Annotated in this window: 19 protein-coding genes; 1 reads left to right on the top strand and 18 read right to left on the bottom strand. The window is 36.3% G+C overall.

Translation table 11 applies throughout. The features are described 5' to 3' along the window. Positions 1–189: 189 nt before the first annotated feature. On the bottom strand, positions 190–339 hold the full coding sequence (locus tag BLR11_RS14755) for a GntR family transcriptional regulator (RefSeq protein WP_091651078.1): 150 nt from the start codon (positions 337–339) through the stop codon (positions 190–192). Between the two features lie 207 nt (positions 340–546). Here BLR11_RS14755 and BLR11_RS14140 point away from each other — a divergent pair, with 207 nt between their 5' ends. Next, entirely contained in the window at positions 547–780 is a 234-nt protein-coding gene (locus BLR11_RS14140; protein WP_176762937.1) for a hypothetical protein, read from the top strand. A gap of 371 nt (positions 781–1,151) precedes the next feature. On the opposite strand, the gene BLR11_RS09235 is transcribed toward BLR11_RS14140, so the two are convergent. The 17 genes from BLR11_RS09235 to BLR11_RS09160 all read right to left on the bottom strand — a co-directional run bounded on the left by BLR11_RS09235 (position 1,152) and on the right by BLR11_RS09160 (position 17,949). Continuing rightward, on the bottom strand, positions 1,152–2,375 hold the full coding sequence (locus BLR11_RS09235) for a M20 metallopeptidase family protein (protein WP_091651076.1): 1,224 nt from the start codon (positions 2,373–2,375) through the stop codon (positions 1,152–1,154). Positions 2,376–2,613: 238 nt separating this feature from the next. Then, entirely contained in the window at positions 2,614–3,156 is a 543-nt protein-coding gene (locus tag BLR11_RS09230) for a TlpA family protein disulfide reductase (RefSeq protein WP_091651074.1), read from the bottom strand. Next, a complete protein-coding gene (locus BLR11_RS09225; protein WP_218118762.1) occupies positions 3,153–4,004 on the bottom strand; it encodes a 4Fe-4S binding protein in 852 nt (283 codons plus the stop codon). Before BLR11_RS09225 ends, BLR11_RS09230 begins: the two co-directional genes overlap by 4 nt. Then, positions 3,997–4,128 carry a CD1871A family CXXC motif-containing protein gene (locus BLR11_RS14605; RefSeq protein ID WP_281240851.1) on the bottom strand — a complete coding sequence of 44 codons (132 nt, stop codon included), beginning with the start codon at positions 4,126–4,128 and terminating at the stop codon, positions 3,997–3,999. The genes BLR11_RS09225 and BLR11_RS14605 overlap by 8 nt, the downstream gene beginning before the upstream one ends. A gap of 75 nt (positions 4,129–4,203) precedes the next feature. Then, positions 4,204–4,545 carry a DsrE family protein gene (locus BLR11_RS09220; RefSeq protein WP_176762936.1) on the bottom strand — a complete coding sequence of 114 codons (342 nt, stop codon included), beginning with the start codon at positions 4,543–4,545 and terminating at the stop codon, positions 4,204–4,206. A 51-nt stretch (positions 4,546–4,596) separates the two neighbouring features. After that, complete coding sequence (locus BLR11_RS09215) at positions 4,597–7,179, bottom strand: FAD-dependent oxidoreductase (protein ID WP_091651066.1); 2,583 nt, start codon at positions 7,177–7,179, stop codon at positions 4,597–4,599. A gap of 361 nt (positions 7,180–7,540) precedes the next feature. Continuing rightward, complete coding sequence (locus BLR11_RS09210; RefSeq protein ID WP_091651064.1) at positions 7,541–8,332, bottom strand: class I SAM-dependent methyltransferase; 792 nt, start codon at positions 8,330–8,332, stop codon at positions 7,541–7,543. Between the two features lie 200 nt (positions 8,333–8,532). After that, positions 8,533–8,964 (bottom strand): RrF2 family transcriptional regulator, encoded by a 432-nt coding sequence (locus tag BLR11_RS09205; protein ID WP_091651062.1) that lies wholly within the window; start codon positions 8,962–8,964, stop codon positions 8,533–8,535. 370 nt (positions 8,965–9,334) lie between these two features. Beyond that, on the bottom strand, positions 9,335–10,375 hold the full coding sequence (locus BLR11_RS09200; RefSeq protein WP_218118761.1) for a hypothetical protein: 1,041 nt from the start codon (positions 10,373–10,375) through the stop codon (positions 9,335–9,337). Between the two features lie 170 nt (positions 10,376–10,545). Beyond that, positions 10,546–11,121: a hypothetical protein gene (locus tag BLR11_RS09195; RefSeq protein ID WP_091651058.1), complete on the bottom strand. Its 576-nt coding sequence runs from the start codon at positions 11,119–11,121 to the stop codon at positions 10,546–10,548. A gap of 46 nt (positions 11,122–11,167) precedes the next feature. Continuing rightward, the gene (locus tag BLR11_RS09190; protein ID WP_091651055.1) at positions 11,168–11,608 is read right to left on the bottom strand and encodes a MarR family winged helix-turn-helix transcriptional regulator; all 441 of its coding nucleotides are present in this window, start codon (positions 11,606–11,608) and stop codon (positions 11,168–11,170) included. Between the two features lie 227 nt (positions 11,609–11,835). Then, on the bottom strand, positions 11,836–12,603 hold the full coding sequence (gene ygiD / locus BLR11_RS09185; protein WP_091651053.1) for a 4,5-DOPA-extradiol-dioxygenase: 768 nt from the start codon (positions 12,601–12,603) through the stop codon (positions 11,836–11,838). A 230-nt stretch (positions 12,604–12,833) separates the two neighbouring features. Further along, the gene (locus BLR11_RS09180; protein ID WP_091651161.1) at positions 12,834–14,117 is read right to left on the bottom strand and encodes a M18 family aminopeptidase; all 1,284 of its coding nucleotides are present in this window, start codon (positions 14,115–14,117) and stop codon (positions 12,834–12,836) included. 43 nt (positions 14,118–14,160) lie between these two features. Next, the gene (locus BLR11_RS09175; RefSeq protein ID WP_091651050.1) at positions 14,161–14,550 is read right to left on the bottom strand and encodes an AroM family protein; all 390 of its coding nucleotides are present in this window, start codon (positions 14,548–14,550) and stop codon (positions 14,161–14,163) included. 104 nt (positions 14,551–14,654) lie between these two features. Next, the gene (locus BLR11_RS09170) at positions 14,655–15,245 is read right to left on the bottom strand and encodes a PucR family transcriptional regulator ligand-binding domain-containing protein (protein ID WP_091651047.1); all 591 of its coding nucleotides are present in this window, start codon (positions 15,243–15,245) and stop codon (positions 14,655–14,657) included. Between the two features lie 99 nt (positions 15,246–15,344). Next, positions 15,345–16,259 carry an AEC family transporter gene (locus BLR11_RS09165; RefSeq protein WP_091651159.1) on the bottom strand — a complete coding sequence of 305 codons (915 nt, stop codon included), beginning with the start codon at positions 16,257–16,259 and terminating at the stop codon, positions 15,345–15,347. Positions 16,260–16,647: 388 nt separating this feature from the next. After that, complete coding sequence (locus tag BLR11_RS09160; RefSeq protein WP_218118760.1) at positions 16,648–17,949, bottom strand: MFS transporter; 1,302 nt, start codon at positions 17,947–17,949, stop codon at positions 16,648–16,650. Positions 17,950–18,149: the final 200 nt, after the last annotated feature.

Below are 18,149 nucleotides of genomic sequence, written 5' to 3'. Positions count from 1 at the left end.
CAAAATGGCATCTTCAATTCGTACAGCAAAAAATCAAGATTGTTGTTTTTGAATTTATTCTTCATGATCTGCGGCACCATTTAAACTTCTTGTCTTTCTTTTTCTACATATATATCTCCGGATACATATGTACCGCTGCGTAACTTGCTGACAAATATATCCCTCTGCCAGAAACAGCGGATACGCTTCTCACACTACATTTCTGGAAACATGAAAATTTCTTGCCAACATACATGAAGAAGGTAATTTATCTCCAGTTTTCAACGCTGCACTTAATATTAATTTCTTAATTTGATGGTAAATATTGACGAATAATAGGGATGCGAATACTACGATCAATGGTTAAATTCAACATGCAAACTCCTCATCATAACACTTCCAAAATATTTTCATAAAACTGATAGTATCCATATAGTGCCATTCTGGCTCTAAAATGGCAAGCTATATCATGCTATAGTACTCGTAACGGTTATAAAAAATATAATACCGATCCGTTTCATATTTTTCATGGACTACCCGCCGGAAGTGTAATGCGATGGCATGCTAATGAAATGGGATATTATGAAGAAGTTGACTTTTAGGGACTTGTCAGATTACTGCATAACATTGATTTTGAAATGTATCCAAATCAGCATTGCCAGAAAGTTCCTGAATTACTCAAGAAAATTGATGCTGACACAGCTTGTATTCATGCAGTATGTTGTCACGGATATGGCATATGCAGCATTCGTAAGCCAGCGCATGAAATGGAAAAAATTCTCTTTACAATTGATGAATTAACCAGTTTAATATGGGCCACTGCAAAAATGATTCCCTCGAAAAGCACAAACGACATGGAACTAAAAATCATTAATAACAAATTTAAAGATAAAAGTTTTGCTTCCGGCTGTGCTCGTGATACCTTTAAGAAATACTCGTCTGGGATATATCCACACTCTTTCAAAAAACAATGTCTGCTATGCGTTTCTGCAAAGATTCTGTCCGTGCTGAATGTGTCTGTTCTTGACGGGGCGCACCCTATAACATTTTAATTTCTAAAATATACGTTTTTATAATAAGGGAGGTAAGACAGAAATAATGATCTGTCTTACCTCCCTTATTATAAAAACGTATAAAGACGATAAATAAATTCTATATGGTAAAAAACAAGCTTACTCTATAGATTGCGCCGTAAAAGAAATAGGCTGTGTATACGCCAAAAATGCCAAAGAGTAGGCAATAGCCGCAGCAACTCCCGTCGCCAATCCTGCATCATCTATATCAAAAGCGGCTGTATGATGATTGGCTCCACTGCCAATTTCCGCATTAGCAATACCAGTAAATGAAAACACACCCGGATATACCCGAAGTGTAAGAGCCATGCTTTCTGAAGCCATCCAAGGCTGTCCCGCATATAAAACATCTTCTCCCAAGTCCTTTGCAATTGCATTACAAGCAATTCTGGCACAATCTTCATTATTGCGCAAAACATAATTCAAGGATTTTTTATTGACGATATATCGGCAGCCAAAATTGCTGCATTCATTTTCTAGAATGCGTTCTAAATTTTCTTTAAACTGCTGGCCATCATTTTCATTAAAATATCGTACAGTTCCCCCAAATTCCAGCATATCAGATATCACGTTTATCCGATCACCACCTTTAAGTTTTCCTATAGATACAGTCAGACAATGCTGCGGAGATATATTCCGCATACGGATAGTATTGATTCCGTTATAAATAGCTGCAAAGCAATCAATCGGATTAACAGCCAAATCAGGCCGGGAACCGTGTCCGCCAATTCCCATCAATGTAATATCAAAAGCAAATACACCTGCCATTGCCGGCCCAGTTATAATACTTATTTTTCCCGAAGGAATATCCCATCTGACATGTGTACCGTAGCATCCATCTATATGAATAGCATGCTTCTCAAAATATGCAAAAAATTGAAGCAAATACCGGCTGCCGTTTTCTTCGCCTTCTTCAAACATCAATACTACTTTACCTTCCCATTCATTATGATTTTCTTGTAATATTTTCCCCTCCACTAACAGCATTGCCGTATGACCATCATGCCCACAAGCATGCATAATTCCTTTATTCTGGGATATATATTTTTTTTGTTTTGATATATTAATGTCTGATTCTGTAATTGGCAAAGCATCTATATCCGCTCGTAACAATAATGTTTTCCCCGGTTTACCACTATCAATAATCCCCAATATTCCGCCATTTTCTATATGTACTGATGGAATATTGTACTCTTTTAACTTTTTTTGAATATATTCCATCGTGCGAAACTCTTCTGTAGATAATTCCGGATACATATGAAAATACTGATGTAAGTCAGCGATTTCATCAACATTATCATGTACACACTGTTTAATATTCATATTAATTATTCCCCCCGTAAAGACAAAATCTCCTATGTTATGCTAACGCTCTCTATTCTTATACATAATGCAAGAGCATTTTTGGTGTATTTTACTACATATTTTAATATTAAAACATATTGCCAAAAAGCAAAAAAGCAAAGGTGCCTGCAAGCACCTTTGCTTTTTTTATTATCACACCGTTCTCTGTAATGGTCAAGTTGTATTATTTATAATAAAACATTAAATATTTATTATCCTATTTGTTTAAAACAGGTGCCAAAAATTCTTTCAGTTCTTGTTCATCCATCCCTCCTACACGTTTTGCTATAATTTTTCCATTTGTATCAATAATAATTGACACAGGGATTGCTGATACACCGTATTGCTGTGTTATAGCTTTTAAATCTCCTGTATATACTGGCATAGTTATACTATTTTTTTTAATAAAATAAGCTGCATCACTTGGATTCTCATCAACAGTAACCGCCACAAAATGAAGCTTGCTTCCATATTCTTTTTGTAAATGTTCAATATGCGGCATTTCTTGAACACAAGGCGGACACCATGAGGCCCAAAAATTTAAGTATACAGGTTTATCTTGATACAATTGTTTTACTGAAGTCTTTTTACCATCCAAGGTTTTCAACTGCAAATTAGGAGCTTTCTCATCCGCTTTTGTATTGACCGCCGTCTGATGCTGTGAATTGTTGCCTTCTTTAGGAGAAGATTCCTGTGCAGCACAGCCCATTATAGACGTCGACAACATAACGGCTATACAAAATACAATAATCTTTTTCATTTATTTTTTCCCTCCGTAGGTCCACCGTATCTGATAGGATTACGAAAATAAATTGCAGAAGAGGGGCAACTATCTGTACATTTTCCGCAAGAAATGCATTCTGCATTACCCGCAATAGTCGCTTCCATAGGACATACTCGATGACAAATACCGCAATGTGTACAATGCTCTTCAAGTACAGAAATTCCCAACGCAGCCCGATGATTAAATAATCCATACCAAACGCCAAGCGGACAAATAAATCGACAAAAAGGTCTATAAATAAAAATCATAGAAACCAGAAAAATTCCCAAAAGGAAAAATTTCCAACCAGTTATCCATCCCACTGCTGCCGTTAGAGACTGATCCAAAAATAACAGCGGCACTGCCGCTTCCAGCGTTCCCGCAGGACAGATATACTTACAGAAAGCAGGTTCACCGATACCGCTGATCAAGTAAGCTGCAACTGGCAGAATACATACAAACAAAATAGCAATCATATAACGAAACCAGCGCAATACAGATAACCCCGGTACATGTTCTATTTTGGGTCCTGGAATGCGATATAACAAATCTTGAATAAGACCAAAAGGGCAAAGCCAGCCACAAATGAATCGCCCAAATATAATGCCAAACAGCAATAATGTACCTAAGACATAAAAAGGTATGCGCAATACAGTACCGCTGCAGGCACTTTGTAATGCCCCCAGCGGACATGCCGCAACGGCTCCCGGACAAGAATAACAATTTAACCCGGGTACACAAACAGCCTTACTCTCCTCTCGAAAAATACGGCCATTCATAAACCCAGAAACGTTAAAATTACAAGCAGCTGCTGTAATGCACTGTATAATTTCACGCTTACCCAATACCGATACACTCCAGACAAATAGTAGATGCCTTCTGCCAAACATATATATAGTCATGCCGGTATAGTCCGATAACCAGCAGCACCAGTGCTAAAACGTAAATCCCTATGTTTTTACAATGCATGGTATCTCCGCCTTTCTTACATATTATACACATAATGACACGTAAAAAGTATATAATATATGATTTACTATGCTGTCATGGTTTTATATAAGCATAGCCATCCATTTGCAATTCCACTATTCTTTTAATTCCGCTGGGTATAACTTTTATTTCTATTGGCAAATCCGCCTCTTGTATAGCATGCCCCCGCAACGCTATTCTACAAAATTCAAAATACACACCTTGCGTACTTAATACATGTATCACTTCCTGTAAGCGCAGATTTTTTTCCATAATTCCCGCTACGGCATCTGCATTTACAATAACATAAATATGATGTGGCTGTTTTTTTATCTCATTTAAAAAATTATTAATGTTACCGATGACCAATGACCACTTTTTTATTTCATCAATATGAAACAACATATTCCAAATCATCTTTTCCCCCTGCCTTTCACCATGTGATAGATACATCTTCCTCTATTTATTTTAACAAGTCGCGCCTCCTTTAAGATGAACACGAGCTTGAAGGTTTTCTGTCTTACGCTGCAGAAGAGAATTTGTAAGAAGCTGTTTTTGTACATTTTCAAAGCCAAGTCGTGTGATTGTATCAGCAAATCGTTCTCCTGTAATTCCTTGTTCCCGGAAGAGAAGAATCGCTTTTTCAATTGTTTCCAATACCTCTTCTTCCGTAGCAAATATCTTTTCCATAGGGATTCCATGTTTAATTTGCTTCCCCCAGCGACCTCCTATGTATATTTTATATCCTTCCATATATCCATCAAAAACATGGAAAGAACAGGTTTCTATACATCGCCCACAATGATTGCAGCGTGTTGTATCCAGAAGAATTTTTCCCGCTTCATCACATTGTAAAATATGAATAGGGCAAGTGTCTCTGGGAATACATTTCTTACACCCCTTGCACTGTGTCTTATCAAGAAGCGGCACCCGCTGGCCCACGATGCCTAAATCATTTAAATCCGGTTTGACACAATTATTGGGACAACCACCAACCGCAATCTTAAATTTATGAGGCAATAATACGTCGTGATATCCCTTGTAGAAACGTTCATGAATTTTTTCTGACAAGGAAAACGGATCTATCAATCCATACTGACAAGTAGTTCCTTTACAAGATACAATCGGCCGAACTTTAGATCCTGTACCACCTGTATCCAGTCCTGCTTTGGCCAAAAAATTACAAAGTGGTTCGATATTAACATAAGGTACATGTTGTATTTCTATAGTAAGCCGAGTGGTCATTGCAATTTGTCCATTGCCATATAATTCAGCCGCTTTTGTAATAGCGTAGCTTTCCGCCGCTGTAATTTTTCCATTTCGTGTTATCACTCGTGCATTGAAACAATCCGGTGTTGTCTTATCGCGAAGAAAGCCAAGTCCTTTGACTCGTTTAATTTCTTCTTCAGGTATACCGCGCCCTGTAAAAGAAATTTTCACATCATTCACAGCAAGGCCTCCTTCCAAAGCTAATGTATGGGTATAGCCATATGCCCGCAACCGAGTTTGCAGTAAGTACGAACGCTTTCCCTTCATACAAACAAGGAGAATTTTTTTATCTAAGGGAATCTCGGCAATAGGCCCGGTAACGTCGGTTAAATTTATATAACGAGCTCCCGGAATCGCCGGCTGTATCGACACATCAATAATTTCATAATCTTTAGCTTTCCCACTTTTATACTCTGACGGAGTTAAACTATGATATAAGCCGTTTATTTTATTTTGCAGGATATGTACAGCTTGTACAAAAGGACTAATTGCCGTTGAAAAAGGTGGAGCATATGCTAAATCCAAACATTCCAGAGTATCCAAAGCTACACCCATCGAAATCGCAGTTACCGCAATATCTGTAATTTTATCGACAGCACCCACACCGATAACTTGCATTCCAAGTATTTTCCTTGTGTTTTTATCAGCAATTAATTTTATGATAAAAGAAGCCGAACCCGGATAATAATGGGGTTTATCATCCATAACCATCGTCGTAGTACAAGCCTGAAACCCCGCTTTTACTGCCGCTTCTTCCGTTAAGCCTGTTCTGCCGCAGTTCAATAGCGGAAGCTTAATAACGCCTGTTCCCAATACTCCCGGATAGTGTACCTGCCCATCATGCAGTATTTGCGCCAATACCCTGCCTTCCATATTAGCACTGGATCCCATGGGAGACCACTGAGCTTGTCCAGTCAAGCGATTGGAAACCATAGCACAATCACCAACAGCATAAATATCCGGAACATTCGTTTGCAATGTTTCATCAACAAGAATAGTACCCTTAACCATTGCAATCCCTGTATTTTTTAAAAAATCAGTATTAGGGCGCACTCCAGCTGCAGAAATAACAAGCTGCGCCGCCAATACTCCCGCATCAGTCTGTAAACCTTGTACAACTTTTTCTCCTACCATTGCCGAAGCCTTAACACCCGTCAAAATCTGTATACCGTTTTCTTGCAGGTGACGTTGTACTAATAGAGCCATATCTGAATCAAACACATTTGCCATAATTTGCGGCAAGGCTTCAACTACACGTACCTGAATATGTCTAGCTAAAAGATTTTCAGCGACCTCCAAACCAATAAAACCAGCACCAATGACAATCGCTTGCTGTACATTTTGCTTTTCTATATAATCCAGAATCTGTGCTGCATCCGTTGGCGTCCGCAGCGTAAAAAATCCCGGCATATCGGTGCCTGCAATAGACGGGACACTGGCCGATGCACCTGTCGCGATAACTAATTGATCATAAAAAAATTGTTTTATTCCCTCTTGACTCTGTGCAGTAACAACTTTATTTTCTACATCTACAACAATTGCCTCCCAGCCGGTATAAACAGTTACACCCGTTAATGCCGTATATTTCTGCGGTGTATTTACGATAAGTTCATTATAACTGTTGATAACACCGCCAATATAATAGGGCAGTCCACATCCTGCATAAGAAATATCTTGCCCCTTAGATAAAAGAATCACCTCTGCCTGCTGATCAAGACGTTTGAATTTAGCAGCAGTCTTGGTTCCTGCCGCTACGCCCCCAATAACTAAGACTCGTTTCATAGAAATTCTCCCTTTCGTAGAAATATACTCGAAATTTTAAATTTTATCAGGTTATCGCCCTTTTTGTACAACAAAAAGCTACTTTATATTATTATATGTCCAATATTAAATATATGTAAAATATTATTTTACTATGTATTACATAGGTAAATACTTATCGTCATTATAAAAAACAATTGGTTTATTGTGTATCCTTCGATGAACACATGGGTCTTTTCTCTATCCTTTTAAAAAAAGCATAATTCCCTTTTCTAATTTAATCAAACAATAAAAAAGAAAAGGGAATTATGCCCGTATTATAACTGTAATTGTAAAAATACATGTCTGCAAATACTATCATGCTCTTGTATATTTAATATTACTACGATACTTTCCAGCGTATCATCGAAAGTATCGTATTTTGATGTACAGATAAATGCCCCTCCTCGCTATACCCAGTTAAAAATTGTCTAAGTTCTTGTTCACTAACATTTTCTTGCAGTCGGCGAAGGTAATACGGAATAACTTCATCAACAGAAACAGATTGGCATCCGCTCTGGTGTAAATAGGTAACTTCAGGATCAAACTGCTGTTCCCAAAGTATATTAAAAAAAGCTTGCAGTGCCGCTCTATCATTATGTGGGTCATATCCTGGTTGAACGGGAAATTGCATCTTTACTTTTTCAAAAATAGTATCCTCCATATAGATTAGTTGATTAATCTGACACCATCCTTTTGAAACTGCCGACATATTGTCTATCCCTTTCCTACTTCTAACCGCTGGGCACATAGATGCAAAAACGAAATCAAAATATCGGTCCCACCCCAACGTAGATATATTGATTTTATCCCAATCCAACACAACATACTGAATATTTTGACATCCTTTTCTTTCAGCATATCGTCTTGCATACGCTAATGCTCTTGGTGATATATCCGTAACCGTAACATCCTGTGCATATTTAGAAAAAGGAATCGCATATCGGCCAGCCCCCCCGCCGATATCCAAAATTCTTTGTCCACTAAGCATTCCGTTCTCTATGAGTTTTTTTATCACACCTTCAGTGCTGTCATGTTCACCTGTTTCTTGCTGCCGATATGATTCCCATGCTCGTTTCCAATGCTCCTTCTGTACCGCATCTTGTGTTTTTAATTGCTGTTCATATAATACCATTGCAATACACTCCTTTATGGTTAATATAAATGAAAGATGTATCCTATCCACACATTGATTCTTCCTGAAGAAATATATCAAAATTCAATATTCAACAACACCTTATCCCCATTGCACTGCTATAAATACAAACTACATAACTAGGATAATATACGTATCAATTTGCCTATACTACGGGAAATATAGTCTGACACATTTTATTAAACACGCCTATCAGTCATATGTTCTTGTTTTTCTAAAGATTCAAAATCGATACGCTGCAACTGTTGAATCAACTCCTGTTGAATCTCCCGAAAAACATCATATACAGCACACATACCTGCACAGTTACGAGTACAATTTTCCATATTCGGCAAACAACGCAGCAATTCAGGTTCACCCTCTACCGCCGCAATAATATCAAATAACGTAATTTCTGAAGATGCCCGCTGTAAAGCAAAACCACCCTCTACGCCCCGATATGATTTTATAATTCCTGCGGCAATAAGATTTCTCATAATTTTTAATAAAAATCGTTTAGGAATATGTTGACTTTGAGATAATTCTGTACCACTGACTTTAGTTCCCTCCGGCAACGTCGAAAAATACAAAATGATTCTGAATGCATAATCTGTGGCTTGATTCAATTTCATATAAATAACTCCTTAATAACACCATTCTATACATTATAATTATTTTTTTACAACAGCAGGCATTATTTCCAACAACTGTGTCGGACATTTCAATGTTTTGAAGTCTTTACATCCAAACAAAAAGCACACAAAGTTGTTGACATATGTCGTTTATTTTAGTTTATTCTTTTTTCTGACATATGTCAATAAAAGCATTATCTATATTATTTTATATTAATAAAAATTATTATACTTCTTAGTCAATATATCGATCACTTACTATATTAAGGATTTTTTACGGATTAAAAAATCCTGCTTGCCTTATTGCAAACAGGATTAGGCTATACATATATTTTTTCAGCAACTGCTGAAAAATGCAGTTAATTACTATTTACACATGTGTCCTATCAATTAATTCCATTACATCTCTTCTCATACTTAGCATAGATTTCTGTATCGGCTTTCCTATACAAAAAATCATTTGTATCACATGTCCTTCCGTTGTATACTCATGATGAATTTTTTCATATTGTTTTTTTATTTCCGGATATTCTTCAATAACTTGTGTTACCGGCTGTATTCCTAGTCCCAAATCATGTGCCGTTACAACTAATTTACTATACAATATACCGCTTTTCACTTGATTGCTTCGACTATTTCCAGCAGTAATAATTAATGCATAGGCAGGTGTATGCTCCACTTCCTTCTGTGTGGATGTTAAATATATATCGGCAGATTTCTTATCATTTAATATGCACGGACAAAAAGTAAGTACCCCCTGCAAGATATGTTTCTTTAATCCCATTATTCGCTGCCCTTCTAAAGAAAAGCCGTATCTGTACTTATTTTTTTTATACTCATTACTTCTAAAACAATTTGCCGATTCTCGATAAATACGATATATGCTCGATTCAATTTGAACCCCTTTTAAAATATACTGTCCAATATTTTTCTTATTTTCTTCGTCTTGAAAAATTTTTATTTCTATATTCTTGTCCGTATTCACGGAAAGCATTTTCTCTATATCTGACTTTTTTAACTCTTGCGCGCTATATGGACCTCGGTCCGTACCTGGTAAAAACATATATTTATAAAAGGAAAGACATCTTTGATTGGTTCGAAATATATTTACTTTGGCAACCGGCTTGATCTTCATACTCTCTATCAGATCATTATCATCATATGCACCACGCGGAAAAAGGTAAATATCTGCCCGATACCCTAAAAACGCAGCCCCGATGGTAACATATTCCAAAAAAGTTCCCTGTGTAATCATTACCTGCCGTGCATATGGATCCATCTCCCGGGACAAACGCTGGATATCTGCGAATACATAAAAAACAGTGGGATCCGTATCTAGATGAATTTTCCATGGCTGCATATTATGGTTACTAGCTGCCAGCAGTCCAAACGATGTAAGTTTAATACGCAAATCATTAAATTGATCAGAATAGGATGGCTGCCATGGATCTAAATAATGTGTCTTTTAAAAAAACCACTCGCCACACATACTAAAATACCGAACACAATTATAAAACTTACTCCGTAAAAAACAACAAACAACATGGTATATACCACCCTTTTAAGACCGGACAGGTTAAACTATTTTTGGATCTCTTCCTTCATACTGCTTTCAGATAATACAACGTTGCTCGCAGTATATTTATGCTCTGCAGGCGAAGAAACTGTTTTTGTTACATCTAAATCAACTTCTGTTCCTTTTTTTATTTCTGCATTTTTCCCTCTGATAAACACACCCATCAAAGAATATCTGACAAAGAAATTGGCATTATGCCTTTTTACTACCAAACTCCCTGTGACAGGAATAACAGGTCCCGATTTTATATCTATTTCAGAAAATCCTAAATCAATTTCTCCTGGTTTCCCCCAAGGACCTGCTTTCTTTACTTTTGTTACAACCCCTTCTACTATTGTGTTTGCAGGGATAATAACTTCATTTTCACTTAGTATATCTTTTTTTATCTTAAATATTACTTTCTGTCCTTTTATGCAGTTTTGGGAATATATTGAATTAACTGCTTCCACAGGTATAGTTGTTCCTTTTGCCAATGTCCAATCCATTCCGCTGGAAGAAAGTCCGTTTCCGTTAAATGCCAAAACCCCACCGGAAAACATGCATAAAGAAACAACCGTTTCCACTATAAGTTTATATTTCACTTGTATTCCTCCTAAAATTTAATTAAATATAATATAATATAATATACTATTTTCTTATATTATTAATAATTATTTCTAAAAATTCTGTAAACTGCTTTTTTTGTTTTTCATCAAAACATTGCGTCATTTTTTTTGCAAAAACAAGATATCCCATATTTTCAATAGCCAACAATTCACTTCCTTTTTTTGTCAAATATACATGAAACACCCTTAAATCCTCTTCGGACTGTTTTTTTAATACAATATCTTTTTGTATAAGTTTTCGAATAATTTCTGTTACAGTAGATTTTTGAACAGAAAATTTTTCAGCAAGCTGTGTAAATGTAGGTCCCTCCATCGTTTGAATGGCATGCAAATAATGAAGTTGTGTAATAGATAAATTAAAAAGAACGGAACAATACGCTTTTTCATGATAGTTTCTCATGGTTTTCCGCATATCTTCAGACAATATATTTATATATTTTACAATTAATTCTTCTGTTTCCATTACTTTTTCTCCTTTCCATCATTGATAAGATATGGTTAAAATACCCTAACACAATCATTTTAAATACAATTTTCTATGCGATGCATATAATTAGTTTGTACATACTAACTATATGCATCGCATAGAAAATTGTCAATATATAATTAGATTTTTTACTTATATTTTTTTAATATGTTATTTTCTAAACGAACTCCTATTCATATACCCATCTGTATCTATGCAAAAGATTAGGAAAACATAAAACTAGTCATAGATAACGCCCCCATTGTCCGGGAATCATTGTAAACAGTTATACTATCCTCGGCCACTGATGCTCCCATCGCATATACAAGTGGAGAAAAATGATCTGCTGAAGGCACGGACAGTTGAAATAAAGATTTTTTCTGCATTAGGCGAAATACGGCATCATAATCATGCTGCATAATATAGTCACGAACAGTATTATCAAATTTATCTGCCCAAGGAAATCCCGCTTGCATTTCCCAATCTACCCTGGCTAGATTATGTACTATATTACCGCTGGCCAAAATTAAAACATTACGGTTTCGCAAGGGCCGCAATGCCCGTCCCAATAAAAACTGCTTTTGCAAACTTATGCTCCTGTTAACACTCATCTGAACAACAGGAATATCTGCCTCCGGATACATGGCCTGAAGAACAGTCCAAATTCCATGATCAATGCCCCAGGAATTATCAACTGCAATATCTCCACCAAGTACTTGTTGTACTTGTGACGCTAATACAGAAGAACCAGAAACAGGATATTGTACTTCATACAAGGTCTTTGGGAATCCATACATGTCATAGATTTGCTGCGGTTTAAGCAAATTATTGATATAACTGCCCGCTGTATACCAGTGAGCAGAAATAGCAAGAATAGCTGTTGGTTTTTCAAAAAAAGAAGGTATAGATCTCCACGTTTTCACATAGTCATTTTCTTCAATGGCATTCATAGGACTGCCATGACCGATAAATAAAACAGGCATTTTTTTCATATGTATTCTCCTAATAAAAACAAATTTTTATGCCGTTATACAACTACGAATATAACTTACCTTTGTTATATTGTAATGCAAATGATTTCCCTCGGTCAATCATAAATAAGATATCACTATCTACTCCTGCAGAAAATGAGGCATATTTTTTTATGCCTCAAAAATTTATAATGATCAAAGGAATTGGGTACAAGTTATAAAACATGCCGTTCATATATGCTAAATTCTATTTATGAAAAAAACTTGCAGAGAAGATTTTCCATTGCTTCTTGGTCTTTTATCCCCATGGTCTCTCTAGCGGAATGCATTGCCAAAATAGGCACGCCTATATCCATCGTTCGGATTGGAAGATTGGCTGATAAAATAGACCCCAGCGTGGAGCCGCCTTTTATATCAGAGCGATTTACAAAATATTGAAAAGGTATATTTTCATCTTGACAAAGCGCCGTAACAACAGCTATCGCTTCCGCATCACCGGCATAAGCTTGACTCGCTGCAATTTTAAGAGTTACTCCACCATTAAGAACCGGAAAGTTAGTAATATCGTTTTTCTCCGGCACGTTAGGATGCATCGCGTGCGCCACATCAAGAGAAAGCATAAATCCGCAGGCTATGTCAACCAAATAATCCTCTGCAGTAAATCCTAATGCCGTATACACACGCTGCAAAACATGAGGAAGGACAAAAGAGCCTGCTCCCTGCTTTGTACTACTACCTACTTCTTCATTGTCAAAAAGAGCAATAACATCTATCCCATCTTCTCGTTTTCCTTCAATAATACCAGTCAAACAAGCTTTAACAGAAGTCAAATTATCTAATCGCGGTGAAGAAATAAATTCATTCTTCAAACCCATACGGCAACCTGTTTCTGTGGGATATATAGTAAGTTCATAAGACAAAATATCTTTTTTTTCACAAGAAAACTCTGATGACAGAAAATCAAGAAAAAACTCTTCGTTCTTTTTCTCTCCCGTCATCGTCATAAGCGGAAGCATATCTTTTTGCGGATTTAATTCAATTCCCTCGTTTATCTGACGATTCATATGAATAGCCAAATTCGGAATCGTCATTACAGGGCGTCTAGCATCAACTAGTTTTATTACAGGATGAAACGGATTTTCTCCCCGCAAAACAACCTTACCTGCAACAGACAACGGCCTATCCAGCCAACTGCTGCGAATCATCCCCCCATAAACTTCTACATTTACTTTACCGTATCCATGCATCGATATAGAAGCGGCTGGTTTTATTTTCAAACAAGGAAAGTCCGTATGTGCTGCAGCAATACGTAAACCGGCTCGAGGTATACCGCTAATATGAAACGCAATAAGACTGGAATCATAAATACGAATATAATAGGTTCCTCCAACTTGCAAATTCCATGTTTCACCTGCTTTTAATTCCATGAATCCTGATGATTCCAAAATATCAGCACTGGTAGCTACTGTATGGTATGGAGACGTCGATTTTCCTAAAAATTCAAGTAAATCTTGTGATATAATTTTTGCAGTCATCATCCAGCTTCCTTTCTGCATATCATATGTTGAAATATTCTGTTTAACCAAAGAGTTCTGCTGCTGCATGAGCAGCAACAGTCCTTCCTAAAATAACGGGAATACCCGTTTTAGTTCGAATAGCATCCTTCATAGCTTGCGTATACCCAATACAATCCATGACCAAAAATTGTGCTCCTGAATTTTTAAGTTCAACGGCCTTCTCCACTACCAAATCAAAAGATTCATATGGAGATGCTGCATTAACAAGGACCTTTGCTGCTCCATTTCGATGCCAGCGCTGACCAGCTTGTCGAATTTGTCCATATGCAGGAATTAAAACGCCCAGTATCCGATCACCTAAAACAGTCATGGTAAAATGTTGCAAAAGTACTTGTGGATATAGCAGCGGAACAGGACAATCAAATGAAGGAAACTCCCCTGTACAAAGCATAAGTCCCCCCCGTTACTTCTTCATAATTTATCAAATAATTAATATGTTCTTGGATCCGCGGCAAAATATATTTTTCTGCAATCTGCACCCCTCAGACAAGTGTGTTACAAGTATACAATCCTGTTCCTTCGGTTCAGTATTTTTAACGCTTCTCTTGTCATACCATCCAACGCCCCATGCTGAATAACTTTAATTCCATCCAGTATCGACTCTAATGCTGAAGAAATACTTTCCAAATTATTCGTTTCTAATGCGACTTTTGTCAGCATTTTATAAATTTTCTCAGAATATTCCAACTGCCGTGCCTGATTATTGACGATACACTGCATTAGCGGATATGTAATATCAATAAAAGGAAGATTATCGGACAAAGAAATAAGCGGAATGTCAAATTCATCAGATAAATCAACTAGTTCTTGAGGAATACTTCCAATAAAACGACCAAACTTAACCGCCAGCACAGCTCCCTGTGTTTGTAATAAAGAACGCAGCAGTTTCATCTGTGATTCCAGATTATCTCGTATGGAATATCCCGTCGTAATCAAAAACTCATTCGGCCTCAGCCATTCATATAAATCGGGAGTTTCTGAAATATCGACACAACTGATAATTCTGTCAAGGCCTCCGGATCCACCGATTAATTCGGCATCTTTCATGTGATCCATCTGCAGTGCCTTTCGAACAGTGAAAGACATACCATTACCTCCATACAGATATCTATACCGAACATCTATCGCAACGTAGTTTCATTATATCATAAAATATGATATATACTATTTTGTAATTACAAAAATTCAAATACCATGACTAAGAAAAATAATCAAAGTAGACATCATGACTATAGAAACAAGTATATATAATGAATTAATACATGCTGCCACTCCAATATTTCCCTTTAATTTAGCAGTATAGTAACATGCCATTCCTGCAATAGGTGAAAAAAGTAAAATCATCAATACCCGTTTGATTTCCATGGGATAATCCAAAAAAAAATAAATTGCCGCGGTCATAACAGCAGATCCCGTAAATCGCACTCCTATATCCGTATAAATAACGTGAATAAAGTCTTTTTTTAATGAAACACCTAATGCAACGCCAATCATCATCATAGACAAAAAAGTATTAGCCGATGCCGGGATAGCTGCCCAATTGATAAATGCAGAGGGTAAAGTAATCGAGAAAACTGCCAATAAAATCATCACAATATAAGACAATATCGGAACAGAAGATAGAACAGAGCGGCCCAGCAAGTGAAAAATATTTTCATCCGCATGACCACGGACACAACAGGCTAGTCCATAAGCAATTCCCAAGCACATAATGGAATTTCCCGCATCAAAAAGACACACGATCAACACGGCTGCGCTATCAAAAAAATAAGAAACAAAAGGTAATGCAAAATTACCAATATTAAATCCATTTAAATTAAGCATATAGAAACTTTTTTCTACTTTATTTTTGCCAAGAACATATCCCAGACCAATAAAAATTAAATCAAACAGAATAGCTAATGCACTAATAAATAATAAACGGCTCTCAAAATGAACGCCGTTTAGGTTAACAATAATAGCGGATGGCAGTGTAAGATCAAATACAATAGTCGAAATTGTATTAAAAGACTCCTTACTAAATAAACCTAATTGCTTTAAAACATATCCACAAACAATAAACGAGACAAGAGTACCCGCCTTTGCAATAGTTTCTATCATATATAAAAACCCTCTTTTCAACATCACCTTTGTAAAAAATGTAGTTTCTATATCATACAGTCCAAAAAACAAAATGAAGCCATTCTGTTTATATTACACCACAATCTTTATTAAAAAAAATTCTCCAAAATAAGATACCCATTTTATCTCATTTTTTACATCTTACTATGCATGTATAAATTGCAGACAAGAGCATATTGCTTATTATAGCACAATACACTGCCACTGCAATTATAAATGTATTTTTAAAAATATTATTTTACTTAATGTTTTTTTCATGCTCTTCTTTTTACCAAATTAAGATATAAAAAAGGCACATTCCAATTGAACGTGCCTTTAAAAATATACAGTAATTAATTTCCTTCAATAGTAACCATAAAGTCTAAAATTAAGCAGCACCTACCTTTTTTTTCATATTTATCATAAGAGGAAATACACTAACACCGAGAGCAAAAATTAAAAACAAAATAATCGCCCAATAATAATCGCCTCCTGTAGCCGTCACAATGATCCCTACAATAATAGGAACAATGGCACCACCAATATTACCCATAAAATTCATAGCTCCCGCAACAATTCCCACATCATCACGTTGAGAAATTACAGCTGGCATCATCCAGAAAGTCGCACCAACCCATTTTTCACAAAACATAGCCAATGACATATATACAATAGCCATAGTAATACTAGAAGCTTCGCTTAACATAAACATAAAAAATGCCATAACAATACCTAAGCTCCCCAGCGTATATTTTACTACCTTATTGGAATCATAGCCTTTAGTATTGAAATAATCAACAATAGATCCTCCAAATAAAGAACCAATAGCCCCACAGCCAAAAATAATAAAAATGGAACCACCTACCGTCATAATATTAACATGGAAAGACTGAGATAAATACATAGGTCCCCATGTCATCAATCCATACCAAAAACAATCATAGCAAATAAATCCAATGACCATTCCCCAAAATGTAAAACTATTAAGATACCGCAGTAATCCAATAGAAGTTTTCCCCCCAGAAGCCATTTGTTCGCTTTCATATTCTTCCTTCAAAGCATTATCAATATAGTCCCGTTCTTCCTGATTAATCATTTTATTGGTATCTGGAGTAGTATGAACAAATTTATAACAAATACAAACAACCAGCATTGTAAATACACCTGCTCCAATAAGAGCTCCCCGCCACCCGCCAAACCAAGTCAAAAATGCTATAATTAAAGGCCCTCCTATAGAAGTTCCCAACGCAGATCCACAATCCACTAATGCAGCTCCTCGTGTACGTTCATGTTTAGTCAGCCAAACAGATTGTAACTTACTGCTAGCAGGATAAATAGGGGCTTCAGAAGCCCCTAGCAACGCACGAACAGCCATAAAGGCAGTACTACTGCTCAATGTACCTGTCAGAATTTGAAAAATACCCCATAAAATTCCAGATCCTAAGATTGTCTTTCCAGGTCCAAAGTGATCGGCAAACCAGCCCGCCGGAATTTGCATAAGTGTATATCCCCAAAAAAAAGCACTCAATATAATACCTACTAAGGCGGGACCAAAATGCAAATCTTCTTCGATTGTTGGCATGCAAATTGAAATAACTGCCCGATCAACATAATTTACAGTACATAATGCCAATAAAGATGCAAAAACATACCATCTTACTTTTGATGGTTTTCCTAAAAATTTTTCCATAATATCCACTCCTTGTATAATGAATTTATAAGAAAAAATTGATTATTTTATATAGATTAAACATAGGGATTATCCATAAAACTAAAATAAATTGCCCTGCACATTAAAAGGCATTTCCTTCAAATCATCAATACGTTCCAACTGGGCATTACAATCCACTTCTTCAAGCAATGCTTCTGATACTTCTATTTCTTGGATTT

It is taken from the genome of Megasphaera paucivorans, assembly GCF_900103535.1.
In the GTDB taxonomy this organism is placed as follows: Bacteria; Bacillota; Negativicutes; order Veillonellales; family Megasphaeraceae; genus Megasphaera_A; species Megasphaera_A paucivorans.
This window is presented reverse-complemented; position numbering and strand designations above follow the sequence as displayed.

Excerpts from the sequence above, each read along its gene's own strand:
- BLR11_RS14140 (WP_176762937.1), top strand. The coding sequence starts at position 547 with ATGAAATGGGATATTATGAAGAAGTTGACTTTTAGGGACTTGTCAGAT.
- BLR11_RS09235 (WP_091651076.1), bottom strand. The coding sequence starts at position 2,375 with ATGAATATTAAACAGTGTGTACATGATAATGTTGATGAAATCGCTGAC.
- BLR11_RS09230 (WP_091651074.1), bottom strand. The coding sequence starts at position 3,156 with ATGAAAAAGATTATTGTATTTTGTATAGCCGTTATGTTGTCGACGTCT.
- BLR11_RS14605 (WP_281240851.1), bottom strand. The coding sequence starts at position 4,128 with ATGCATTGTAAAAACATAGGGATTTACGTTTTAGCACTGGTGCTGCTG.
- BLR11_RS09220 (WP_176762936.1), bottom strand. The coding sequence starts at position 4,545 with ATGATTTGGAATATGTTGTTTCATATTGATGAAATAAAAAAGTGGTCA.
- BLR11_RS09215 (WP_091651066.1), bottom strand. The coding sequence starts at position 7,179 with ATGAAACGAGTCTTAGTTATTGGGGGCGTAGCGGCAGGAACCAAGACT.
- BLR11_RS09210 (WP_091651064.1), bottom strand. The coding sequence starts at position 8,332 with ATGGTATTATATGAACAGCAATTAAAAACACAAGATGCGGTACAGAAG.
- BLR11_RS09205 (WP_091651062.1), bottom strand. The coding sequence starts at position 8,964 with ATGAAATTGAATCAAGCCACAGATTATGCATTCAGAATCATTTTGTAT.
- BLR11_RS09190 (WP_091651055.1), bottom strand. The coding sequence starts at position 11,608 with ATGGAAACAGAAGAATTAATTGTAAAATATATAAATATATTGTCTGAA.
- ygiD (WP_091651053.1), bottom strand. The coding sequence starts at position 12,603 with ATGAAAAAAATGCCTGTTTTATTTATCGGTCATGGCAGTCCTATGAAT.
- BLR11_RS09180 (WP_091651161.1), bottom strand. The coding sequence starts at position 14,117 with ATGACTGCAAAAATTATATCACAAGATTTACTTGAATTTTTAGGAAAA.
- BLR11_RS09175 (WP_091651050.1), bottom strand. The coding sequence starts at position 14,550 with ATGCTTTGTACAGGGGAGTTTCCTTCATTTGATTGTCCTGTTCCGCTG.
- BLR11_RS09170 (WP_091651047.1), bottom strand. The coding sequence starts at position 15,245 with ATGTCTTTCACTGTTCGAAAGGCACTGCAGATGGATCACATGAAAGAT.
- BLR11_RS09165 (WP_091651159.1), bottom strand. The coding sequence starts at position 16,259 with ATGATAGAAACTATTGCAAAGGCGGGTACTCTTGTCTCGTTTATTGTT.
- BLR11_RS09160 (WP_218118760.1), bottom strand. The coding sequence starts at position 17,949 with ATGGAAAAATTTTTAGGAAAACCATCAAAAGTAAGATGGTATGTTTTT.